The organism is Flavobacterium sp. ASW18X, assembly GCF_005144745.1.
GTDB lineage: Bacteria > Bacteroidota > Bacteroidia > Flavobacteriales > Flavobacteriaceae > Croceivirga.
This window is the reverse complement of sequence record NZ_SWKK01000004.1, coordinates 353,407-373,512: the sequence shown is the minus strand read 5'-3', so window position 1 is coordinate 373,512 and position 20,106 is coordinate 353,407. Positions and strand designations below refer to the sequence as shown.

Below are 20,106 nucleotides of genomic sequence, written 5' to 3'. Positions count from 1 at the left end.
TTTTTGGTGTTTGGCAAGGCTAGATTGCAAAGAAATAAAGATTTATAAATACAGTGCCTTATCTTTGCAATTTAAAAATAAAAACCTTGGCACAGACCAACAAGCTTAAGATATTCAACGACCCTATTTATGGGTTTATCAGCACCCCAAACGAACTCATTTTTAATTTAATTGCACACCCTTACTTTCAGCGACTACGCCGTATTAGTCAGATGGGGTTATCTTATTTAGTGTATCCCGGAGCCCACCACACCCGGTTTCATCATGCGTTAGGTTGTATGCATTTAATGCGTAAAGCAGTAGAAATATTACGTTTTAAACAAGTGCCTATTACGGAAGAAGAGGAAAATGGTCTCTTATGTGCCATATTATTGCATGATATAGGTCATGGACCTTTTAGCCATGCCTTAGAACATCATTTGGTTTTAGGATTGCATCATGAAGAGTTGTCTTTAAAATTGATGGAACAGTTAAATGATGAATTTGAGGGTGCGCTAGATATGGCCATTACAATTTTTAAGAAAAAGCATCCAAAGAAATTTCTAAATCAGCTTGTGTCTAGTCAACTAGATATGGATCGTTTGGATTATTTGCGAAGGGATAGTTTCTATACCGGAGTAACAGAAGGTAATATTAGTTCTGAACGTTTAATCACGATGCTCAACGTTAAGCAAAATGAGTTGGTCGTAGAAGAAAAGGGTTTGTATTCTGTAGAAAAATTTTTAATGGCTAGGCGTTTTATGTATTGGCAAGCCTATTTACACAAAACGAGTTTAGTGGCAGAACAGCTATTGGTTAGAGTGATACAACGGGGTAGAGAACTTTATAATAAAGGAGTTGAACTACATGCTTCACCCGTATTAATGTATTTTATGGAACGAAAATCTACTACTGATATGGACGCTACAGCTCTAGAGTATTTTTCTAGATTGGATGATGTAGATGTACTTTCTGCATTAAAGTCGTGGCAGTTTCATCCCGATTTTGTGTTGTCAGAATTGTCAAAAATCATTCTAAATCGGAATTTGTTAAAGATTAAGTTGAAGAAAAAGCCTCTCAATGAAGAAAAGTTTCAACAAAAAAGGGAAGAATACAAAAAGAGTTTTGGTTTAAATGATACAGAAGTAGATTATTTAGTTTTCAAAGGGGAAATTAGCAATCAGGCCTATGACGCTGATGATCAGAACATCATGATTTTAGCTAAAAATGGTAAGCTTATTGATGTTGCAAGAGCATCAGACCATCTAAATTTAAAAGCCCTGTCTGAGCGTGTGGTAAAATATTATGCCTGTTACCCCAAAGCAAGCGTTTAACAAATTTTCTTACTTTTGCGCCAATGAAATTTACAGCTACTCAAATTGCCGGGATATTAGATGGTGAGGTTCATGGAAATCCGGAAATAGCCGTTCATAAACTTTCTAAAATAGAAGAAGGGGAAATTGGCTCGTTAACGTTTTTGGCTAATCCTAAGTATACACACTTTATCTACACTACTAAAGCTTCAATTACCATAGTAAATAAGGATTTTGAGCCAGAACAGGCAATAGATACCACGCTTATTAAGGTAGAAGATGCATACACTAGCTTTTCTAAATTACTTGAATATTACAATCAGGTAAAAAATAACAAAATAGGTGTAGAGCAACCCTCTTTTATAGCTGAAAGCGCCACCTTTGGAGCACAATTGTATGTTGGTGCCTTTGCTTACATTGGAGAGAATGTAACGCTAGGAACTAATGTAAAGATTTACCCTAATGCCTTTATTGGTGATAATGTTGTTATTGGAGACAACACAAGCATATTTGCTGGTGCTAAAATTCAGTCAGACTGCGTTGTTGGTAACAATTGCGTGGTACATAGTGGGGCTATTATTGGGGCAGATGGTTTTGGATTTACTCCTAATGAAAAAGGAGAATATAATAAGGTGCCACAAACGGGAAATGTAATTTTAGAAGATAATGTAGATGTAGGAGCTGGTACTACAATTGATAGAGCCACTTTAGGGTCTACTATACTTAGAAAAGGAGTAAAACTAGACAATCAGATACAGATAGCGCATAATGTAGAGATTGGTGAACATACCGCTATTGCTGCGCAAACAGGTATTGCTGGGTCTACTAAAATTGGTAAACATTGCCTAATTGGTGGGCAGGTAGGTATAGTTGGGCATATTACTATAGGTGACCGCGTTAAGATACAAGCACAATCTGGTATCGGGCGTAATGTTAAAGATGATGAAGTTTTACAAGGTTCTCCTGCATTAAACTACGGAGATTATAATAAATCTTACGTTCATTTTAAGAACTTACCTAAAATAGTCAATAAAATTTCTGAATTAGAAAAGAAAAGCTGACCATGGAAGTCATAAAAACAAATCAAAAAACAATAGCAAAATCTATTACCCTAACAGGCGTTGGGTTGCATACAGGCCAAGATGTGACTATGACCTTTTTACCAGCGGAACCAAATCATGGTTATGCGTTTAAGAGGGTGGACTTAGAGGGTGAACCAATAATTGAAGCTGACGCTAGTTATGTGGTTAATACTCAAAGAGGCACCAATCTGGAAAAGAGAGGGGTAATGATACAGACTTCTGAACACGTTTTAGCGGCGCTAGTTGGTTTAGGTATAGATAATGTATTAATAGAGTTAAATGCACCAGAGCCTCCTATTATGGATGGTTCTTCTAAATATTTTGTAGAAGCCATAGAAAAGGCAGGTATTGTAGCGCAAGAAGCAGAGAAAGAAGAGTATGTAGTTAAAAATGTGATTAGCTATCGCGATGAAAATACGGGCAGTGAAATCACGATAATACCTTCTGATACCTACCAAATAACCACTATGGTCGATTTTGGCACTAAGGTATTAGGCACACAAAATGCTACTTTGGAGCGCATGTCAGATTTTAAGGATGAAATTTCTTACGCGCGTACTTTTAGTTTTTTACATGAGTTAGAGGCACTTTTAGAGCATGGACTTATCAAAGGGGGCGATTTAAACAATGCCATTGTTTATGTAGATAAGGAAATTTCTGAAGCTACCATGAAAAAGCTTGAAAAGGCTTTTAATAAAGAAAAGCTATCTGTAAAACCTAATGGTATTTTAGATAATCTTACGTTACATCAACCAAATGAAGCTGCAAGACACAAATTATTAGATGTTATTGGCGATTTGGCTTTAATTGGAACGCCTATCAGAGGTAAAGTTATAGCCAATAAGCCTGGGCATTTTGTGAATACCCAATTTGCAAAAAAACTTCAAAAAATAATCAAGCAAGAACGTAGGAATAACGTTCCAGATGTGGATTTACATGCTAAACCCGTTAAGGATGTAAATCAAATTATGGAAATGCTGCCTCATAGACCACCATTTTTATTGGTAGATAAAATATTGGAGCTTTCTGATAAGCATGTGATTGGTGTTAAAAACGTTACCATGAACGAACCTTTTTTTGTTGGTCATTTTCCTGGAGCACCTGTTATGCCTGGTGTATTACAGGTAGAGGCCATGGCGCAAACAGGGGGTATCTTGGTTTTAAGTACTGTTCCTGACCCAGAAAATTACTTGACCTTTTTTATGAAGATAGACAAGGTGAAGTTTAAACAACAAGTGCTACCGGGAGATACATTGATTTTTAAGTGCGATTTAATATCGCCTATACGCAGAGGAATTTGTCATATGCAAGCGTATGCATACGCTAACGGTCGTTTGGTATCAGAAGCGGAACTAATGGCACAGATTGTAAAAACTAAAGGAAACTAAGAAATGAATCAGCCATTAGCATATGTTCATCCAGGGGCAAAAATTGCCAAAAATGTGGTTATAGAACCATTTACCACCATACATAATAATGTTACTATTGGAGAGGGCTCTTGGATAGGTTCTAATGTAACCATTATGGAAGGCGCCAGAATTGGTAAAAATTGTAATATTTTCCCTGGCTCGGTAATATCTGCAATGCCCCAAGACTTAAAATATCAAGGTGAAGAAACTACGGTTATTATTGGAGACAATACAACCATTAGAGAGTGTGTTACCATAAATAAAGGTACGAGTGACCGCATGAAAACGGTCATTGGAAACAATTGTCTTATCATGGCGTATAGCCATGTGGCTCATGATTGTTTTGTTGGTAATGGTTGTATTTTTAGTAACAATTCCACTTTAGCAGGTCATGTAACCATTGGAGATAATGTTGTTTTGGCAGGTATGGTGGCAGTACATCAGTTTGTATCTGTAGGGCAGCATGCTTTTGTAACGGGTGGTTCTTTGGTGCGTAAAGACGTACCTCCTTTTGTAAAAGCGGCTCGTGAACCTCTATCTTATGTAGGTATAAACTCTATCGGACTACGAAGAAGAGGGTTCGATGCGGCGAAGATTAGAGAAATTCAGAATATTTATAGATTTCTATATCAAAAAAATTATAACAACTCGCAAGCTGCAGAAATTATAGAAGCAGAGATGGAGGCTACTCCAGAGCGAGATGAAATACTTCAATTTATTCGTGATTCCCAACGAGGAATTATGAAAGGTTATTTTAGCAATAATTAATTTACTATGGCAAGTACATCAGACATTAGAAAAGGATTATGTATCCGTTACAACAATGATATTTATAAAATTATAGAGTTTTTACATGTCAAACCAGGTAAAGGTCCAGCGTTTGTAAGAACTAAATTAAAAAGCGTTACTTCTGGTAAGGTTATAGACAATACATTTTCTTCTGGTCATAAAATAGAAGATGTTAGGGTAGAAACGCGTTCCTATCAATTTTTATACCCAGAAGGGGATACGTTCCATTTTATGAATACGGATGATTACAATCAGATTGCACTGCAAAAAGATAATTTAGATACACCAGAACTTTTAAAGGAAGGAGAAGTGGTGACTATTATTTTTAATGCAGAAGATCAAATGCCATTATCTGTAGATATGCCTGCTAGTGTAATTTTAGAAGTAACACACACAGAACCAGGGGTGAAAGGGAATACAGCAACTAATGCTACTAAGCCCGCAACTGTAGAAACAGGAGCGCGTATAAATGTGCCATTGTTTATTAATGAGGGTGATAAGATTAAGGTAGATACAGAAAAGGGTGCGTATATGGAACGTGCTAAATAATAAGCATGAAGTTTCCTAAACCGTATCAATTGCAAGAAATTGCTGCTTTAATCGGAACCGAATTTGTTGGTGCTCCAGAATTCCAGGTTTTAGGTATGAACGAAATTCATGTAGTAGAACCTGGAGACATTGTTTTTGTAGATCATCCTAAGTATTATGATAAAGCCTTAGAGTCTAAGGCCACTACGATTCTTATAAACAAAAAGGTAGATTGTCCGCCGGGTAAAGCCTTGTTACTTTCTGATGATCCGTTTAGAGATTTTAACAAACTTACCAATCACTTTAATCCTTTTGTGGCAGCAAAAGCTGTTATTTCTGACTCTGCAGTAATTGGAGAAGGTACGGTAATACAACCCAATGCTTTTATCGGCAATAATGTAGTAATAGGAAAGAATAGCGTTATTCACGCTAACGTTACTATTTATGACGGTAGTATTATTGGTGATCATGTTATAATCCATTCTGGTACCGTTTTAGGAGCCGATGCTTTTTATTATAAAAATAGACCTGAGGGCTTTGATAAATTAATATCAGGAGGTAGGGTTATTATAGAGAATAATGTAGATATCGGTGCAGGATGTACTATTGATAGAGGAGTTACCGGAGATACTACAATTAAAGAGGGCACTAAGCTAGACAATCAAATACAAATAGGACACGATACCGTCATTGGCAAAAAGTGCCTTATTGCTTCTCAATGTGGTATTGCCGGCTGTGTAGTGGTAGAAGACGAAGTAACAATCTGGGGTCAAGTTGGGATTATTAGTGGTATTACTATAGGTAAAAAATCAGTAATTCTTGCCCAAGCAGGGATATCTAAATCTTTAGAAGGTGGTAAAACCTACTTTGGAAGTCCTGCAGAAGAGGCGAGGGAACGTCTTAAACAATTGGCACACGTAAAGCAAATTCCCAGAATAATTGAAAAATTAAACAACATTTAAAAAGCTAGGTTTTAATATTCTTAGTGAATAGCATATTTTTGTTCAACTTACAAACAAGATACTATGAGCGTATTAGTCAACAAAGACTCAAAAATAATTGTACAGGGCTTCACAGGAAGTGAAGGAACTTTTCATGCAGAGCAAATGATTGAATACGGAACCAACATTGTTGGTGGTGTTACTCCAGGTAAAGGAGGTCAAGAACATTTGGGAAAACCTGTTTTTAATACTGTATCAGAAGCAGTAGAAAAAGTTGGTGCAGATACTACAATTATTTTTGTGCCGCCAGCATTTGCTGCTGATGCTATTATGGAAGCTGCTGATGCAGGTATAAAAGTAATTATAACTATTACAGAAGGTATACCTGTAGCAGATATGGTTAAAGCTAATAATTACATCAAAAATAAAGGATGTAGATTAGTTGGTCCTAACTGTCCAGGAGTAATAACTCCAGAAGAAGCAAAAGTCGGTATTATGCCAGGTTTTGTATTTAAAAAAGGAGGCGTAGGTATTGTTTCTAAGTCTGGAACGTTAACATATGAAGCTTCTGACCAAGTGGTGCGTCAAGGATTAGGTATCTCTACAGCTATTGGTATTGGGGGCGACCCAATTATTGGGACTACTACTAAAGAAGCTTTAGAATTATTGGTAAATGACCCAGAAACTACTTGTGTTGTGATGATAGGCGAAATTGGTGGTCAGTTAGAAGCTGAAGCTGCTAGATGGTATAAAGAAAGTGGCAGTGATAAACCCGTAGTTGGCTTTATTGCTGGTGAGACAGCTCCTGCAGGTAGAACCATGGGGCATGCCGGTGCTATAGTTGGCGGTAGCGATGATACTGCTCAAGCTAAAAAGCGCATTATGAGTGAATGTGGAATCCATGTGGTAGACAGTCCTGCAGAGATTGGAGTAAAAGTTAAAGAAGTTGTAAGTTAATTGCTCAACAACAGTTATATAAGTACTTTAAAGCCGTTAGGAGTAACCTAACGGCTTTTTTTATATCAATCATTACATCACTATTATGAAAAAAACCTTCTTCTTCGGAATGCTAGTCCTTCTATTGGTATTTCAATCTTGCAAAAAAAACATTGATAAACAGGGGTTTGCGGAAGTTCAGCAAACAGATATTAATGGGTTTACGTACACTACTGTTAGTAATGACCCTACAGGAACTCGTATCTATAAACTAGAAAATGGTCTTACGGTTTACTTAAGCAAAAATACTGCTGAACCAAAAATACAAACCTTTGTACCAGTAAGGGCCGGTTCTGTATATGACCCAAAAGATAATACAGGTCTAGCTCATTACTTAGAGCATATGATGTTTAAAGGAACTTCTAAATTTGGTACGTCGGATTGGGAAACGGAGAAAATACTTTTAGATTCTATTTCTAACTTATACGAATTGCACAAAGCAGAAAGTGATGAAGAAAAGAAAAAGGAAATTTATAAGCAAATAGACCAAGTCTCTTATGAAGCTTCTACCGTGTCTATAGCGAATGAGTATGATAAAATGGTAGCCTCTTACGGAGCGCAAGGAACCAATGCATGGACATGGCATGAAGAAACAGTCTATACCAACAAAATTCCCTCTAATGCACTAGAAAAATGGTTAACCTTAGAAAGCGAGCGTTTTGGCGAGTTAGTTCTTAGAATTTTTCATACCGAATTAGAGGCTGTTTATGAGGAGTTTAACCGTAGTCAGGATAATGATTTTAGAAGAGCTAGCTATGCAATGAACGATGCACTTTTTCCAAAGCACCCTTACGGCCAACAGACTACCATAGGTACTTCAGAACATTTAAAAAATCCTTCAATGGTCGCAATTCGTGACTATTATAACAAGTACTATGTGCCTAATAATATGGCTGTGATATTGGTGGGCGATTTGGATTTTGAAAAAACCATACAAATGGTTAATGAGACTTTTGGTAAAATGGAATATAAAGAAGTAACCCATCCAGAAAGACCAACGGAAGACCCATTAACCACTGTTGTAGAGCGCGAAGTTTTTGGACCTGAAACCGAACGTTTAAACATAGCATTTAGAACTCCTGCAATGGGTACAGAGGATGAAATCAAAATTAAGATAATAGATATGATTTTGAGCAATTCTACCGCGGGTTTAATCGATTTGAATTTAAACAAGGCTCAAAAAGTACAACAATCTGGTAGTTATACGCAATTTTTGAATGATTATGGAATGCATGTCTTTTATGGCAGTCCAAAGTCTGGTCAAACTTTAGAAGAAGTTAAGGATTTACTATTAGGCCAGATAGAAGAGGTCAAAAAAGGAAATTTTGATGATTGGCTGACAAATGCAGTGGTGAACGATTTAAAATTGCAGAAAATGAAAAACTATGAAGACGCTTCTAATGTAGCTTATGATTTGGTTGAATCTTTTGTTCATTTTCAAGATTGGAAGGATAGGGTAGCACTTTTAGATAAAATGAAAAAGGTATCTAAAGAAGAACTCGTTGCTTTTGCTAATGAATTTTATAAAGACAATTATGTAGTGGTTTATAAAAGACAAGGTGAACCTTCTAATGTAGTTAAGGTAGAAAATCCAGGCATTACTCCTGTTGAATTAAATCGTGATAAAAAGTCAGATTTCTTTGTACAATTAGATAGTGTACAAATGCCAAAATTAGAGCCAGTTTTCATCGATTATGAAAAAGCAATAACCAATAGTGAAGTAAACAACGTGCCGCTTTCGTATGTCGCCAATGAAAGGAACGATTTAATGGAACTAAATCTCATTTTTGATATGGGTAGTGAACATAATAAACAATTACCTATCGCACTTAACTATTTAGAATATTTAGGAACAGACCAAATGTCTGCAGAAGATATTAGTAAGGAATTTTATAAACTTGGCGTAGATTATGGCGTACGCACAAGGGGTGAGCAAACGGTAATCTATTTAAGCGGCCTAAGAGAAAATTTAAGTGAAGGCTTACGACTTTTAGAAGATTTATGGGCTAATGCAGTACCCAACCAAGAAGCATATGATAAATATGTTTTAAAAATTGCTAAAAGTAGAGAAGAAACCAAGGCTAATAAAGGGGCAATTCTTTGGAATGGCTTATTTAGTTATGGTCAATACGGAGAGAATTCCCCAACCAGAGATATCTATACCATAAATGAGTTAAAGCAAATGCAACCTCAGACATTAGTAGACCTTATAAAAGGCTTAAAAGAATACAAGCATCGGTTCTTTTATTATGGCAAAGATATAGAGGAAGCTAAAACGGCCATTGCTGCATACCATAAGATTACAGATTTAAAACCCTATCCTGCTAAAAAAGAGTATAGTAAACAAGACACAGGAGATAATGTTTTCTTTACCAATTATGATATGGTCCAGGCAGAAATGGTGTTCTTAGGAAAAGGAAACACTTTTGATGCCAACCAGATGGCAAAGGCACAAGTGTTTAATTCATATTTTGGTTCTGGATTATCCTCTATTGTTTTTCAAGAAATAAGAGAATCTCAATCCCTTGCATACGCTGCTTTTTCTGCGCACAGTTTAGCGTCTAAAAAAGGAGAACCTAACTATACTTACGCATACATTGGTACTCAGGCAAATAAATTAAACCAGGCAGTAGATGCTATGTTAGATTTAATGACAGAAATGCCAGAAGTGCAAGCCAATTTTGACGCTGCTAAAGAAGCCACTTTAAATAAAATGGCTGCAGAAAGAGTATTAGACAAAGATATTTTTTGGAATTATGAGTCTTTAAAGAAGCGTGGTATTAGAGAAAATAACGCAAAAGCTATTTATGACGAAGTAGCACAAATGGAACTTAATGATTTGGCAACTTTCTTTACAGACAACATTGCAGAAACAGATTATACTTTACTTGTTGTTGGGAATAAGAACGACTTGGATGTTAAAGCATTAGAAAAACTAGGTAAAGTAAAAGAATTGGATGTAGATTATCTGTTTAATTATGAAACACCACCACCAATAAAAGATTAAGAACTTATTTAAAGGCCCTGTTTTTCAACAGGGTTTTTAATTTGATATATTTGCGCTCCAACTATTAAACAATTAAGATGAAATTACTTCAAGATAAAAATGTAATTATTACTGGTGCCAGTAGAGGCATTGGTAAGGGTATTGCAGAAGTTTTTGCTAAGCATGGAGCTAATGTTGCCTTTACGTATAGTTCTAGCGAAGCCCCAGCTTTGGAACTAGAAAAAGAATTAACCGCTTTAGGGGTTAAAGCAAAAGCTTATAAGAGTAATGCGGCAGATTTTACTGAGGCAGAAAAGCTAGTAGCAGATGTATTAGCAGATTTTGGAGGTTTAGATGTTCTGATTAACAATGCGGGTATTACCAAAGACAACTTGTTAATGCGTATGGGAGAAGATGATTTTGACAAGGTGATAGAAGTAAACCTTAAATCTGTTTTTAACATGACAAAAGCGGTACAACGTACTTTTTTAAAACAGCGTAAAGGTTCTATTATAAACATGAGTAGCGTTGTTGGGGTAAAAGGAAATGCAGGCCAAACCAACTATGCGGCTTCTAAAGCAGGAATGATTGGTTTTACTAAATCTGTGGCGTTAGAATTGGGTTCTAGAAACATTCGTTGTAATGCCATTGCTCCAGGTTTTATAGAAACCGAAATGACGGAAAAGTTAGATGAAAAAACGGTGCAAGGATGGAGAGATGGTATTCCTTTAAAAAGAGGAGGGGCTCCAGAAGATGTAGCTAATGCTTGTTTGTTTTTTGCTTCGGACTTATCTGCATATGTTACTGGGCAAGTGTTGAACGTAGACGGTGGTATGCTAACCTAATTTTTTTTTAATGAATAATTATACCGTATTGCTTTTAATTTCAGCCATTTTAGTGGCTTTTGCAATTTCGGTATTTCAATATTACTATAAAACAAAGCGGTCTAAAGTAAATATCTTTTTGGCCGCTTTGCGTTTTATATCTCTCCTCATTTTGTTCGTATTGTTAGTTAACCCCAAGTACAGCAAAAGAACAACAAGCATAGAAAAAGCAAATTTACTGGTACTTACAGATAATAGCGGTTCCATTGTAAAATTGTCAGGAGCTAATGATGTATTACTGGGCACCCAATTTATTTCTGAAGATTCAAAGCTATCCGAACGTTTTTCAACACATCAATTTACCATTGCCGATGGATTAGATATTAGGGATAGTTTAGCTTTTACGGCGACCCAAACCAATTTACAAGAAGGATTAAAAGAGCTTCACCAAGCCTATACAGGTACACAAAGTGCCGTTGTTTTATTTACCGATGGAAATCAAAATGTTGGTAGCGATTACCAATTTGAAACCTTTTCGGATAATTTTAAAATATTTCCTGTGGTAGTAGGGGATACAACGACCTATACAGATGTAAGAATTGCAAATATCAATAGCAATAAATTTGCTTTTTTAGGTAATAAATTTCCAGTTGAAACAACAATAGTATATTCTGGGAGCTCAACCATTAATGCTACAGCAAGTATATCTGTAAATGGCAGCAAAGTGTATCAAGAACGCATCACCCTAAATAATCAGCAGAACACCAAAAAACTTTCTACACTTATTGAAGCAAAATCTGTCGGAATTAAACCTATTACCATTTCCGTTGCAGCTCTAGAGAATGAAAAAAACACCATAAATAATCATAAAACTTCCTATGTAGAAGTCATAGATGAACGGACTAAAATAGGAATTGTATCCAATTATAAACACCCAGATATTGGAGCTCTCACAAAATCAATATCAAGTAATGAACAAAGAGATGTACAATTGCTAGGTGCTACTCCCACTGCAGAGGAATTAGAAGATATGAGTCTTTTGGTTCTTTTTAATCCTACAAGAACCCAGTTGCCAGTAATTAACCAAATTAAAAATAGAGGTCTGAGCAGTTTTTTTATTTTGGGACCTAAAACAGATTGGAGTTTTATTAATGAACTAGAATTAGGATTTACTAAGGAAGATTTAAATCAAACAGAAGAACTGTTACCAGTTAAAAATGCAGGTTTTTCCCTTTTTGATAGTGCAGCATTTACTTTAGAAGATTATCCGCCACTTGCTGGTAATCTTGGAGAGGTAGAAATCACAAAAGAATATGATTTAATTAGCACGCAAAGTATCCGTGGAGTGAATTTAAACGAACCGTTGTTTTTTGCAATGAAAGAACCACAGAAAACTGCAGTTTTAATGGGGAATGATCTATGGAAATGGCGAATGCAAAGCTTTAGAAACACTCAAAACTTTGACAATTTTGACCAGTTTATAGGGAAGCTTATATTTTATCTGGCAAATGATAAAGCAAAAGGTAGATTGCAACTCACATATGATAACACCTATACAAATGCCGCTACTGCAAAGCTATATGCTACATTTTATGATAATAGTTTTAAATTAACAACAACTAAGAATCTTACCATTAAAGTTTCAGGAAAAGATGTTGATTTTGAACAATCTTTGCCAATGATTGTCTCTAATGGACAATATGAGGTAGATTTGAGTCATTTGCCTCAGGGCGAATTTGTTTTTACTGTTACAGAACAAGAGGAACGCATTTCTAAAAGTGGTATGTTCAGGATTTTAGATTTCGATTTAGAAGGGCAACTACTTTCTGCGGATTATAAAAAATTAGAGCAATTGGCATCGAATACCAAGGGAAAGCTTTTTTATCCCAATCAATTGCAAGAACTTAAGCAGCTATTACTTACAGAAAACCAATTTACGCCTATACAAAAAAGCCGTAAAAATATGGTACCTTTAATAGATTTTCAATGGCTATTAGGCCTCTTAGCTCTTAGTTTAGCTGTAGAGTGGTTTATTAGAAAATATCACGGATTACTATAAATTAAACTATATACCATGGACAGATTACCTAAGATTGGGATACCAGTCGTTGTTGGAATAATTATTCTATTTATTCTAATTTCTAAAGCAGCAATAACCATAGATTCCGGACATGCCGGTGTTTTATACACATTAGGGAGTGGGGTAGACCCAAACAAACCTCCGTTAGGTGAAGGTCTACATTTTGTAGCTCCTTGGAATTCTGTGATTGAGTACGAGGTAAGGCAGCAAGAGGAACCAGAAACTATGTCTGTGCTTTCTTCTAATGGTCTAGATATTAAACTAGACGCATCAGTTTTATATCAACCAGAGTATGAAAATTTGGGAAGATTGCACAAAGAAAAAGGTCAAGATTACTTAGTTAGAGTACTAAAGCCTGCCGTAAGAAGTGCGGCGCGTAGTGTAGTAGGCAGGTACACGCCAGAACAGTTGTATTCTAGTAAAAGAGATGCCATTCAGAATGAGATTTTTGAAGAGACAAAAAGCATTGTTCAATCTCAATTTATTCAACTCAATAGCATCTTAATTAGAGATGTAACCTTGCCACCAACAATAAAAGAGGCAATTGAGCGCAAACTAAAGCAAGAACAAGAGTCGTTAGAATACGAATTTAGATTGGTAACAGCTCAAAAAGAAGCAGAAAAAGTACGTATAGAAGCGCAGGGTAAAGCAGACGCCAATAAAATTTTAAGTGCTTCTTTAACAGATAAAATTCTACAGGACAAAGGAATAGAAGCTACGTTAGAATTGGCCAAAAGTCCAAATTCTAAAGTGGTTGTGGTAGGTTCTGGAGATGATGGGTTACCATTAATTTTAGGAAATAACTAAAATTTTCTTTTTTGTAAAAGATTTTCGTTTTACTTTTGAAGCATTATGAAAAGAAACCATGTACATCATCATACTTTTACAATCGCTCAAGCGAGGTAACTGTATTTTGTGTATATCAAAATAATAAAAACCCGTTTGAGCATTCAAACGGGTTTTTTTATGTCTATAACTGAAAAAGAAAAGTAAAACAAGCGTAAAGCGAAACACGTAAACTTAAAATGAAACTAAGAATTGCTATTCAAAAAAGCGGCCGTTTAAATGAAGATTCTCTAGATATCTTAAAGAATTGCGGCGTATCCATAGATAATGGTAAAGACCAATTAAAGGCCTCTGCCCGTAATTTTCCTATGGAAGTTTTTTACCTGCGTAACGGAGATATTCCACAGTACCTTAAAGATGGTGTGGTAGATATTGCAATTATTGGTGAAAATGTACTATTTGAAAAAGGAGAAGGTATTACTGTTGCAGAAAAACTCGGTTTTTCTAAATGCAAGGTAAGTATGGCCATTCCTAAAGGGAAACAGTACACTTCGTTTAAAGATTTTGAAGGTAAACGTATTGCCACCTCCTACCCAAACACCGTAAACAAATTTCTAGAACAAAATGGCGTAAAAGCAGATATTCATTTGATCAATGGTTCTGTAGAAATTGCACCAAATATTGGTCTTGCAGACGCTATTTGTGATATCGTTTCTAGTGGTAGCACCTTGTTCAAGAATAATCTTAAAGAAGTTGAAGTTTTGCTAAAGAGTGAAGCGGTTTTAGCGGTTTCCCCAAAGATTGATAACGAACGAAAGGTAATTCTGGATAAGTTATTATTCCGTATACAATCCGTTTTAAAAGCAAGGCAGAGCAAGTACGTTTTAATGAATGTGCCTAACGATAGTTTAGATACAATACTTACCATCTTACCAGGTATGCGTAGCCCTACGGTTTTACCTTTGGCAGAAGAGGGTTGGAGCTCTGTACACACCGTAATTAATAAAGATACTTTTTGGGAAGTAATAGACGAATTAAAACAAGCTGGGGCAGAAGGTATTTTAGTTTGTCCTATAGAAAAAATGGTGCTTTAAAATGAAAAGTTATACAAATCCGCTTAAAAGTGAATGGGCTTCCATTTTAGGAAGACCTACACAATCTTATGAAGCTTTAGAGCCCATTGTAAAAGAGGTTTTTGATGCGGTTCAAGACCAAGGAGATAAAGCCTTAAAGGCGTACACTCAAAAATTTGATGGTGCCAATCTGGATAACTTATTGGTTTCTGAAGAAGAAATTAAAGAAGGTGTATCCTTAGTCTCAACAGATTTGCAAGAGGCGATAAAAGTAGCTAAAGCTAATATTGAAGTGTTTCACCAAGTACAAAAAACAGAACGGGTAGCCGTTACTACCATGCCAGGTGTAGATTGTTGGCAAGAAAAACGAGCTATACAAAAAGTTGGTCTTTACATTCCTGGTGGTACAGCACCTTTGTTTTCTACCATTTTAATGCTGGCCTTACCTGCAAAAATTGCAGGTTGCCAAGAGATTGTATTGTGTAGTCCTCCTAATAAGGAAGGAAAGTTACATCCTGCTATTTTATTTACGGCTCAATTGTGCGGTGTTACCAAAATTGTAAAGGTTGGTGGTATACAAGCTATTGGTGCAATGACCTTTGGTACGGAAAGCGTACCTCAAGTATATAAAATATTTGGCCCTGGGAACCAATACGTAACCACAGCCAAGCAAATGGCAACTAAATTTGGTGTTAGTATAGATATGCCTGCAGGCCCTAGCGAATTGTTAGTAGTAGCAGATGATACTGCAAATGCCGATTTTGTAGCTTCAGATTTATTGAGTCAGGCAGAACACGGGGTGGATAGTCAGGTGGTTTTGGTAACTACATCAGAAGCCTTTGCCTCTAAGGTTACTGTAGCATTGGAAAATCAATTGGCGGTTTTACCAAGAAAAGAAATTGCAGCGAAGGCAATCGATAATAGCAAGCTAATTATTGTAGATAATGATGAAACTGCGTTGGCTATAATCAACCAATATGCACCAGAACACTACATTGTTTGTGTAGAAAATGAAGATTTTTATGTAGAAAACACCTATAACGCGGGTTCTGTGTTTATAGGCAATTATACACCAGAAAGTGCGGGAGATTATGCCTCTGGCACCAACCATACCTTACCAACAAACGGTTATGCTAAGCAGTATAGTGGGGTTAATCTAGATAGTTTTACCAAGAGCATGACGTTCCAACGTTTGAGTGAGGAAGGGATTAAAAAACTAGGAAAAAGTATAGAATTAATGGCAGAAGCAGAAGGGTTACAAGCGCACAAAAATGCGGTTACCTTGCGCCTTAAAGCTCTAGAGGAATAGGAATGAATACACTATTTAATTTGGACCTGTTGGTTCGTGAAAACGTTAAGGCGTTAAAACCGTATTCGTCTGCAAGAGACGAGTATGTTTCTTCTGGTGAACAGATGGTATTTTTAGATGCGAATGAAAATCCGTTTGAAAATGGTTTAAATCGATATCCAGATCCACACCAGCGTAATTTAAAACAACTGATTTCTGAGGTAAAACAAGTAGAGGCCAGTCAGATTTTAGTAGGTAATGGTAGCGATGAAGTACTCGATTTAATTTTTAGAGCGTTCTGTGAACCAGGGAAAGACAATATTATAACCTTGCCACCAACGTACGGTATGTACAAGGTGCTTTCTGGCATCAACAATATTGAGAATAGAGAAGTACTGCTAACAGATAAGTTTCAACCCAATGTGGACGAAATTTTGGCTGCTACAGATGAGAATACCAAATTGTTATTTCTGTGCACCCCAAACAATCCAACCGGGAATAGTTTTGATTTTGAAGCGATAGAACGCTTGCTGTTTGAGTTTCCTGGATTAGTTGTTGTAGACGAGGCCTACATCGATTTTGCAACAAATGGTAGTTGGAGTTTTCGTTTAAATGATTTCCCTAATCTTATTGTAACACAGACACTTTCTAAAGCTTTTGCTATGGCGGGTATTCGTTTGGGCTTGTGTTTTGCTTCGGAAGAAATCATAGCGGTTTTAAAGAAAATTAAACCGCCCTATAATGTAAATGAATTAACGCAACAAAAGGCATTTGAAGCTTTGGAGAATTATGAAAGGGTAAAAGAGCAGGTGCAAACCTTACTTCAAGAACGTAAGCGATTATCAGAAGCCATAGCTACAATTCCGTACATCGAAACAATTTATGATAGCGACGCTAATTTCATTTTAATTAAAGTAGATGATGCGAATAAGCGATACAACCAATTGTTAGAAAAAGGAATCGTAATACGAAACCGGAGTACACAACCCTTGTGTGACAATACGCTTCGACTAACCATTGGTATGAAAGAAGAGAACGACAAACTAATTTCAACCCTTAAAGCCCTTTAAATGGCTAAAAAAGTATTATTTATAGACCGTGATGGCACCATCATCAAAGAAACTGTTGATGAGCAAATAGATGCCTTTGAAAAAATGATTTTCTATCCTAAAGCGTTTACCTATTTGGGTAAAATTGCTAAAGAGTTAGACTATACCTTGGTCATGATTACCAATCAAGATGGTTTGGGTACCGAAGCTTTCCCTGAAGATACATTTTGGCCCGTGCACAACTTTATTATCACGGCATTTGAAAATGAGGACGTACACTTTGATGCGGTTTATATTGATAGAACTTTTCCGCATGAAAATGCCGATACGCGTAAACCAGGCACTGGAATGTTAACGGAATATTTTTCTGAAGCGTACGACTTGGAAAATTCGTTTGTAATAGGCGATAGGCTAACCGATGTGGAATTGGCAAAAAATTTAGGTGCAAAGGGAATTTTTATCAACGATAACACCAATTTGGGTACTGGCGAAATTACAGTAGACCGTAAAGATTTGGATGACTACATTGCTCTAGAAAGCAATGATTGGCAAGCTATTTATGAGTTCTTAAAGGTACAAGATAGAGTTGCCGAAATAAAAAGAGAAACCAAGGAAACCAAAATTCATATTAAAGTAAATCTAGATGGTACTGGTAAAGCTAACATAGATACGGGTTTAAAGTTTTTTGACCATATGTTAGACCAAATTGCGCGCCATGGTCAAATGGACTTAGACATAAAAGTGAATGGCGATTTGGAGGTAGATGAACACCATACCATTGAAGATACGGGTATAGCCCTAGGCGAAGTCTTCCACAAAGCACTAGGAAATAAGTTGGGCATAGAACGCTACGGATTTTGTTTGCCTATGGACGATTGTTTGGCTTCTGCAGCTATAGACTTTGGTGGTAGAAATTGGTTGGTTTGGGAAGCAGATTTTAAACGAGAAAAGGTAGGAGATATGCCAACAGAAATGTTTCATCATTTCTTTAAATCGTTTACAGATGGTGCAAAGGCCAATTTAAATATTAAGGCAGAAGGCACCAACGAGCACCACAAAATAGAGGCAATTTTTAAAGCGTTGGCAAAGGCTATAAAAATGGCGGTAAAACAAGACAAAGAAAAAATGATTTTACCATCTACAAAAGGAATGTTATGAGTTTGGTAATTATAGATTATGGAGCTGGGAATATACAAAGCATCAAATTTGCCTTTCAACGTTTGGGGGTAAATGCTGTGCTAAGTAATGACCCAGAAGTTATCCGTAAGGCAGAAAAAGTTATTTTTCCTGGAGTAGGGGAAGCAAGTTCCGCTATGCGTAAGTTAAGAGAAAGCGGTTTAGACACTGTTATTCCAACCCTAAAACAACCTGTTTTGGGTATCTGCTTGGGTATGCAGCTTATGTGTAATGCTTCGGAAGAAGGAAATACTAAGGGATTAGGCATATTTGACGTGGAGGTAATTAAGTTTAATTCTAACGTAAAAGTGCCTCAGATTGGGTGGAATAAGATTGAAAACCTGCAATCGCCCTTGTTTAAAAATTTGGAAAACGATTTTATATATCTGGTTCATAGTTTTTATGCTCCAAAATGTGAGGAAACCATAGCTACCTGTACCTACGGATTAGAATACGCAGCAGCTTTGGCAAAAGACAACTTTTACGGGGTGCAGTTTCACCCAGAAAAGTCGGGCCAATATGGCGCTCAAATACTTAAAAACTTCCTGAGTCTCTAGTTATGATTGGTTACACCATTTCCAAGGATAAGAATTTATTGCAATTCGATAAAATCCATAAAACGATAAAAACATCGTATTGGGGTGGATATAGAACCGAAAAGCAAACTAAAACTACCATTGAAAACACGATTTGTTTTGGTGTTTACAATGATGCAATGGAACAGGTAGGTTTTGCTAGAGTACTAACGGACCAAGTTGTTTTTGCCTATATCATGGACGTTATCATATTTGATGGATATCAAGGTAAAGGATTGGGCAAATGGCTAGTTGCCCATATTTTAGAAGATGATTGCCTAAAAAATGTACTAACTATTAGTCTTAAAACAAAAGATGCGCATAAACTGTATGAAAAATATGGTTTTAAGTCTGTGGGCAATTCAGAATTATGGATGGCAATAGATAAGACAAAATTAGATTAGCTAAGAACTATCAACTATCAACTAACAACTATTAACTAAGAAATGAGAATAATCCCAGCAATAGATATTATAGACGGTAAATGTGTTCGCTTGTCTAAGGGCGATTACGATACCAAAAAAATATACAACGAGAATCCGCTAGAAGTAGCTAAAGAGTTTCAAGATCACGGAATTCAATACTTACATTTGGTAGATTTAGATGGTGCTAAGTCCAAGCATATTGTAAACCATAAGGTATTAGAACAAATTGCTACAAAAACTGATTTAAAAATAGATTTTGGAGGCGGACTAAAAACAGATGAAGATTTACGTATTGCCTTTGAAAGTGGTGCAAATCAAATTACAGGTGGTAGTATTGCTGTTAAAGACCCTGACACTTTTATAGGGTGGATTAAACAACACGGTAGCGACAAAATTATTCTTGGTGCCGATGCCAATAATGAGAAAATTGCGGTCTCTGGGTGGCAAGAAGAATCGGACCAAGAATTAGTTCCCTTTATAAAAGCGTATCAAGCAAAAGGCATTTCTTATGTTATTTGCACAGATATTTCTAAAGATGGCATGTTGCAAGGGCCGGCATTTGATTTGTATCAGAAAATATTAAAAAAAACAAAAACGGTAACAACAGAAATTACGGGTAGTGGTGTGCAAGATATTGAGCATCAAATAAAATTGATTGCCAGTGGTGGCATTTCTACTTTTGATGAGCTTCCAAAATTAAATGAAATAGGCTGTGAAGGAGTAATTATTGGCAAAGCCATTTATGAAAATAGAATTAGTTTAAAACAATTGGAAGGATATATTCTTTCGTTGTAATAACGATATAAA

18 protein-coding genes are annotated in these 20,106 nt (G+C 36.2%); all 18 read left to right on the top strand.

The window, feature by feature from the left end:
* Window positions 1-86 precede the first annotated feature (86 nt).
* A complete protein-coding gene (locus FBT53_RS04450) occupies window positions 87-1,313 on the top strand; it encodes an HD domain-containing protein (RefSeq protein ID WP_136949958.1) in 1,227 nt (408 codons plus the stop codon).
* 23 nt (window positions 1,314-1,336) lie between these two features.
* The gene (lpxD, locus tag FBT53_RS04445; protein ID WP_136949957.1) at window positions 1,337-2,353 is read left to right on the top strand and encodes a UDP-3-O-(3-hydroxymyristoyl)glucosamine N-acyltransferase; all 1,017 of its coding nucleotides are present in this window, start codon (window positions 1,337-1,339) and stop codon (window positions 2,351-2,353) included.
* Window positions 2,354-2,355: 2 nt separating this feature from the next.
* Window positions 2,356-3,762 (top strand): bifunctional UDP-3-O-[3-hydroxymyristoyl] N-acetylglucosamine deacetylase/3-hydroxyacyl-ACP dehydratase, encoded by a 1,407-nt coding sequence (locus FBT53_RS04440; RefSeq protein WP_136949956.1) that lies wholly within the window; start codon window positions 2,356-2,358, stop codon window positions 3,760-3,762.
* A 3-nt stretch (window positions 3,763-3,765) separates the two neighbouring features.
* Complete coding sequence (gene lpxA, locus FBT53_RS04435) at window positions 3,766-4,551, top strand: acyl-ACP--UDP-N-acetylglucosamine O-acyltransferase (protein ID WP_136949955.1); 786 nt, start codon at window positions 3,766-3,768, stop codon at window positions 4,549-4,551.
* Window positions 4,552-4,557: 6 nt separating this feature from the next.
* Entirely contained in the window at window positions 4,558-5,121 is a 564-nt protein-coding gene (efp, locus tag FBT53_RS04430) for an elongation factor P (protein WP_136949954.1), read from the top strand.
* A gap of 5 nt (window positions 5,122-5,126) precedes the next feature.
* On the top strand, window positions 5,127-6,062 hold the full coding sequence (locus FBT53_RS04425) for a UDP-3-O-(3-hydroxymyristoyl)glucosamine N-acyltransferase (protein WP_136949953.1): 936 nt from the start codon (window positions 5,127-5,129) through the stop codon (window positions 6,060-6,062).
* Between the two features lie 63 nt (window positions 6,063-6,125).
* Complete coding sequence (gene sucD, locus FBT53_RS04420) at window positions 6,126-6,998, top strand: succinate--CoA ligase subunit alpha (protein WP_136949952.1); 873 nt, start codon at window positions 6,126-6,128, stop codon at window positions 6,996-6,998.
* A gap of 85 nt (window positions 6,999-7,083) precedes the next feature.
* Window positions 7,084-10,044 (top strand): pitrilysin family protein, encoded by a 2,961-nt coding sequence (locus tag FBT53_RS04415; RefSeq protein WP_136949951.1) that lies wholly within the window; start codon window positions 7,084-7,086, stop codon window positions 10,042-10,044.
* A gap of 77 nt (window positions 10,045-10,121) precedes the next feature.
* The gene (fabG, locus tag FBT53_RS04410; RefSeq protein WP_136949950.1) at window positions 10,122-10,868 is read left to right on the top strand and encodes a 3-oxoacyl-[acyl-carrier-protein] reductase; all 747 of its coding nucleotides are present in this window, start codon (window positions 10,122-10,124) and stop codon (window positions 10,866-10,868) included.
* Window positions 10,869-10,878: 10 nt separating this feature from the next.
* Window positions 10,879-12,906 carry a vWA domain-containing protein gene (locus FBT53_RS04405; protein ID WP_136949949.1) on the top strand — a complete coding sequence of 676 codons (2,028 nt, stop codon included), beginning with the start codon at window positions 10,879-10,881 and terminating at the stop codon, window positions 12,904-12,906.
* Window positions 12,907-12,921: 15 nt separating this feature from the next.
* Entirely contained in the window at window positions 12,922-13,734 is an 813-nt protein-coding gene (locus FBT53_RS04400) for a prohibitin family protein (protein ID WP_136949948.1), read from the top strand.
* A gap of 218 nt (window positions 13,735-13,952) precedes the next feature.
* On the top strand, window positions 13,953-14,807 hold the full coding sequence (gene hisG / locus FBT53_RS04395) for an ATP phosphoribosyltransferase (protein ID WP_136949947.1): 855 nt from the start codon (window positions 13,953-13,955) through the stop codon (window positions 14,805-14,807).
* Window position 14,808: 1 nt separating this feature from the next.
* Window positions 14,809-16,095 (top strand): histidinol dehydrogenase, encoded by a 1,287-nt coding sequence (gene hisD, locus FBT53_RS04390; protein WP_136949946.1) that lies wholly within the window; start codon window positions 14,809-14,811, stop codon window positions 16,093-16,095.
* A 2-nt stretch (window positions 16,096-16,097) separates the two neighbouring features.
* Window positions 16,098-17,144: a histidinol-phosphate transaminase gene (gene hisC, locus FBT53_RS04385; RefSeq protein WP_136949945.1), complete on the top strand. Its 1,047-nt coding sequence runs from the start codon at window positions 16,098-16,100 to the stop codon at window positions 17,142-17,144.
* Complete coding sequence (gene hisB / locus FBT53_RS04380; RefSeq protein ID WP_136949944.1) at window positions 17,145-18,281, top strand: bifunctional histidinol-phosphatase/imidazoleglycerol-phosphate dehydratase HisB; 1,137 nt, start codon at window positions 17,145-17,147, stop codon at window positions 18,279-18,281.
* Window positions 18,278-18,856, top strand: coding sequence for an imidazole glycerol phosphate synthase subunit HisH (gene hisH / locus FBT53_RS04375; RefSeq protein WP_136949943.1), 579 nt, complete (start codon window positions 18,278-18,280; stop codon window positions 18,854-18,856). Before hisB ends, hisH begins: the two co-directional genes overlap by 4 nt.
* A gap of 2 nt (window positions 18,857-18,858) precedes the next feature.
* Window positions 18,859-19,278 carry a GNAT family N-acetyltransferase gene (locus FBT53_RS04370; RefSeq protein ID WP_136949942.1) on the top strand — a complete coding sequence of 140 codons (420 nt, stop codon included), beginning with the start codon at window positions 18,859-18,861 and terminating at the stop codon, window positions 19,276-19,278.
* Window positions 19,279-19,320: 42 nt separating this feature from the next.
* Entirely contained in the window at window positions 19,321-20,094 is a 774-nt protein-coding gene (locus FBT53_RS04365) for a HisA/HisF-related TIM barrel protein (RefSeq protein ID WP_136949941.1), read from the top strand.
* The last annotated feature ends 12 nt before the right edge of the window (window positions 20,095-20,106 follow it).

Coding starts and splice junctions, on each gene's coding strand:
- FBT53_RS04440 (WP_136949956.1), top strand. CDS start 2,356: ATGGAAGTCATAAAAACAAATCAAAAAACAATAGCAAAATCTATTACC.
- FBT53_RS04415 (WP_136949951.1), top strand. CDS start 7,084: ATGAAAAAAACCTTCTTCTTCGGAATGCTAGTCCTTCTATTGGTATTT.
- efp (WP_136949954.1), top strand. CDS start 4,558: ATGGCAAGTACATCAGACATTAGAAAAGGATTATGTATCCGTTACAAC.
- FBT53_RS04425 (WP_136949953.1), top strand. CDS start 5,127: ATGAAGTTTCCTAAACCGTATCAATTGCAAGAAATTGCTGCTTTAATC.
- hisG (WP_136949947.1), top strand. CDS start 13,953: ATGAAACTAAGAATTGCTATTCAAAAAAGCGGCCGTTTAAATGAAGAT.
- FBT53_RS04400 (WP_136949948.1), top strand. CDS start 12,922: ATGGACAGATTACCTAAGATTGGGATACCAGTCGTTGTTGGAATAATT.
- sucD (WP_136949952.1), top strand. CDS start 6,126: ATGAGCGTATTAGTCAACAAAGACTCAAAAATAATTGTACAGGGCTTC.
- lpxD (WP_136949957.1), top strand. CDS start 1,337: ATGAAATTTACAGCTACTCAAATTGCCGGGATATTAGATGGTGAGGTT.
- FBT53_RS04405 (WP_136949949.1), top strand. CDS start 10,879: ATGAATAATTATACCGTATTGCTTTTAATTTCAGCCATTTTAGTGGCT.
- hisD (WP_136949946.1), top strand. CDS start 14,809: ATGAAAAGTTATACAAATCCGCTTAAAAGTGAATGGGCTTCCATTTTA.
- FBT53_RS04365 (WP_136949941.1), top strand. CDS start 19,321: ATGAGAATAATCCCAGCAATAGATATTATAGACGGTAAATGTGTTCGC.
- fabG (WP_136949950.1), top strand. CDS start 10,122: ATGAAATTACTTCAAGATAAAAATGTAATTATTACTGGTGCCAGTAGA.
- hisH (WP_136949943.1), top strand. CDS start 18,278: ATGAGTTTGGTAATTATAGATTATGGAGCTGGGAATATACAAAGCATC.
- hisB (WP_136949944.1), top strand. CDS start 17,145: ATGGCTAAAAAAGTATTATTTATAGACCGTGATGGCACCATCATCAAA.
- lpxA (WP_136949955.1), top strand. CDS start 3,766: ATGAATCAGCCATTAGCATATGTTCATCCAGGGGCAAAAATTGCCAAA.
- FBT53_RS04370 (WP_136949942.1), top strand. CDS start 18,859: ATGATTGGTTACACCATTTCCAAGGATAAGAATTTATTGCAATTCGAT.
- hisC (WP_136949945.1), top strand. CDS start 16,098: ATGAATACACTATTTAATTTGGACCTGTTGGTTCGTGAAAACGTTAAG.